We start from the raw sequence: 3,764 nt of genomic DNA, 5'->3' as shown, positions 1-3,764 counted from the left end.
TTTTTTTTTTATTAAAAAATAAGATGTTGAGTGCACTCTTTTTGCTCGCCGCCTTTTTGGTAGCGGTATACAAAATTTATTTCTCAAACACCATAACTTACAAAAAGTTCAATAAATATGGTGAAAATAAGACTTTGGTTCTAAAAGAGGCGCCGGGACCTACACCTTTGCCAATAATAGGTAATATGCACCTTTTGGGCAAGCACGAATCGCCATTCCAGTCTTTCACGGACTTGGCGAAAACTTATGGAGACATTTTTACGCTGCAATTGGGAACGTCGAAATGCCTAGTGGTTAATAATTTGGACCTCATCCGGGAGGTCTTGAATCAAAATGGAAAATTCTTCGGCGGACGGCCTGACTTTATCCGATTTCATCAACTTTTTGCTGGCGATAGGAATAATTCCTTAGCACTATGCGATTGGTCAAACCTTCAACTAAGAAGAAGAAATCTCGCCCGCCGCCATTGTGGACCCAAACAACACACCGACAACTTCGCGCGCATCGGAGACGTCGCTACATTCGAATCCATAGAACTGCTACAAACACTTAAAAACATAACCCGTACTTTAGACTCCAGCATCAACCTAAAACCGATCTTAATGACTACAGCAATGAATATGTTTTCGCACTACATGTGCAACGTGAGATTTGACGCCGAAAACGACGAAGATTTCAAGCGCATCGTCGACCATTTTGACGAAATTTTCTGGGAGATTAACCAAGGTTATGCCTTAGATTTTCTGCCGTGGCTCCAACCTTTTTACAAGAAGCATTTAGATAAACTGTCTAACTGGTCTTCAGATATTCGCTCGTTCATTCTTTCAAGGATCGTAGAACAGAGGGAATTGGATCTGGACATAGAAGGGCCTGAAAAGGACTTTCTAGATGGGTTGCTAAAAGTTTTACATGAAGACCCGACGGTTGATAGAAATACTATAATCTTCATGCTTGAAGATTTTCTAGGCGGTCATTCTTCGGTGGGTAATCTTGTCATGTTATGTTTGACAGCTGTGGCGAGAGACCCTGAAGTCGGCAGGAAGATTAGGGCAGAATTAGACGGTTTGACTAAAGGCAAAAGGCCTGTTACATTACTCGACCGTCATAGTTTGCCATACACAGAAGCAACTGTCTTAGAATGTCTAAGATACGCCTCATCCCCTATCGTTCCTCATGTAGCTACGGAGAACGCAGCAATCTCAGGATATGGCGTAGAAAAAGGAACGATAGTCTTCATAAACAACTATGAACTAAACACTTCAGAGGAATACTGGAATGAGCCGGAGAAATTTGACCCATCAAGGTTTCTAGAAAAGACCAAAGTTAGGGTTCGAAGGAATTCTTTCTGTGATTCCGGCATGGAATCTGATGGGGAAAGGCCGAGCAAGCCAGCGGAGACGGAAAAAGAAGTCTGGTCTGTTAAGAGGAACATCCCACATTTCCTGCCTTTTAGTATAGGTAAGCGAACGTGCATTGGTCAAACTTTAGTAACTACGATGAGTTTCGTCATGTTTGCCAGTATAATGCAGGAGTTTGAAATTGGGGCTGAAAATTTGGAAGATCTAAGACAGAAACCGGCGTGTGTGGCTTTGCCTAAAGATACGTATAACCTATTTTTGATCCCGAGAAAACATTGATCTTTTTGATTTTTTTGAAAGTACGTAAATTATTTGCGCTTGGTTCTTTTATTTGTAGTTTTGTGTTGACGCTGTTTTTTTTTTGAAAAAATTGCAGGTTTTTTTGTAGTTACCTTTTTAGCGAAAATTTTATAACTTTTTAATTTGAATGGTTTGCGATAATAGATATTTCTATGTACTACATCCTAAATTGTTTAGTAAAACTTATTTTATTTTTCTATTTGAATATATTTATTGCGATGACAGACATTTTTTTAGCAAACTTAAAAGGTTGTTTTCGTATTCAGTTGAAAATACATCAAATAATTAAAGTCGGTAAATACTTTAATTTACGCCCAAAATTAGAGCTTGAGTAATTATGTTATATTTTTTTAACCAAGATAAAATATTTTGTAGATATAGAGCCAATTAGGTTTTTCAATAACATTAAATTAAAGTAGATAGCATATTATTTTTTAACCGACTTCCCAAAAAGGAGGAGGTTCTCAATTCGACCGTACTTTTTTTTTATGTATGTTAATCCATATCTCCGGCATTTTGGTGGCTCTAGAAGTCGGTGGCAAAATAAACACAGTCAACAGACCTGCAGACACCGACTTCAAAGTCGGTTTTGTTTTTTTGTAAAAAGTTTTTTTTATTTGGTGATATTTTTAACTTCACTGCCTTCTATTTTTTTAGCTAGAGAACTGAGTAGTTCTAAAATTATATTTAAACAAAACAGCGTCTCATTAAATATACAAATAAAAAAACAAGGTTATATCGCTCAAAACTATTTATTTCTTGAAATAATTGTTTTTTTAAGTATTTCTTTTTATATTTTCGGTAAACCATACTGACGTAAATTCTTTGAAGAAAAGGCGGGAAAAATGTTTGTTGTCTATGGAAAAGAAGATGGCTGACGTGTACTGATAAAAAAATACGATTTTTCTGTTTCATATTTGTCAATGTTTTCAATATTTTTACGACAAAATTACTGTTTTTTATCTAATAAAAGATAGTGTTGAATATTTTAGTATATTTATGGCTAGATTCACAGCTTCCAGCTAATGTTCAAAATAGTTATCTAATAGATAATGCCAAAGAAATGTTTTTACTTTTGACTACTTATATGGCAGTATCTGTCAGTTAACGTATCTAGAACTCTATCTGGAACCTTTTGTAACTAATTAATAGTTTGTTTGTAATGACTTTTTACTACAATTATATTGAGCGTTGATAATTTTGAATTAGAAAACCAAAAACGACTGTATCTTGCCTGTTGGATTTCGCTTGCGCTAGTAAAATATATTTCGTGACTTTTTCGTTATTTTTCACAAATAGATGACGTAGTGACAATAGTGTTAGATTTTAAATAGTTATTTCACGTCACGAGTATATTTTTGCTATAGAAACGTGTAGATTTTTTAGAAAAGTAGTCAATCAAGTGTCTTAAAGTTCCTTTTTTATTAATTTTATAGAAATTTCTCGTCAAAATCGGCTGTTTATACTTAATTTGACCGAAGAAACGTAGTTTTTTAGTAGGTTAGAAATTGTGTTTAGCGTCATCTAGTGGTGAGTAGTTGAAACTCTTTGATTACACTTCTTCGGTTATAWTTGTGTTGCAAGTGTGTTTGATGTTGTATTTTACATGTAGTACTGTTTACATTAGAAATAGATGTAGAATATAGACTTAATAGGGGAAATATTGTAAAAAACTCTTATAATCATGTAGAAACATTATTTAAATAATTAAAATAACTAGATTCTTGCTAAAAGACGACTTTAATTTAAGTTTCAATGTTTTTTTTAATAAACCTATGGCGGGTTTCCAAAGAATAAGAACTTGTATGTAGTTTGTAGATTAGAATTCCAAATTTAAATGTCAGAATGTAAAAACGCCATGTTGTATTTTTGAATCAATATTAATAGATATTTTGAAATCAGCAAAAATCACTGCAATCTGTTGTAACTTAGATACAGTTAAATTAAAATTAATGTATTTGATATGAATACGAGTGAATGTTAATATTATTTTCGAACTTTATGAACCAAATTGTAAAATGGCTGACTTGATATGACGTAGTTTGTAGAAAGAATTGTGATCAATAGTTGAATTAGAAATGAAATTATAGATACATTTGCATTTAC

Annotated in this window: 1 protein-coding gene; it reads left to right on the top strand. The window is 33.6% G+C overall.

Annotation, left to right across the window (positions count from 1 at the left end; translation table 11 throughout):
* The coding region (locus ASG34_RS13720) for a cytochrome P450 (RefSeq protein WP_235559818.1) at positions 1-1,637 on the top strand (1,637 nt) is incomplete at its 5' end.
* Between the last annotated feature and the right edge of the window lie 2,127 nt (positions 1,638-3,764).

Origin of the sequence: Methylophilus sp. Leaf416 (genome assembly GCF_001424665.1) — a bacterium.
In the GTDB taxonomy this organism is placed as follows: domain Bacteria; phylum Pseudomonadota; class Gammaproteobacteria; order Burkholderiales; family Methylophilaceae; genus Methylophilus.
This window is presented reverse-complemented; position numbering and strand designations above follow the sequence as displayed.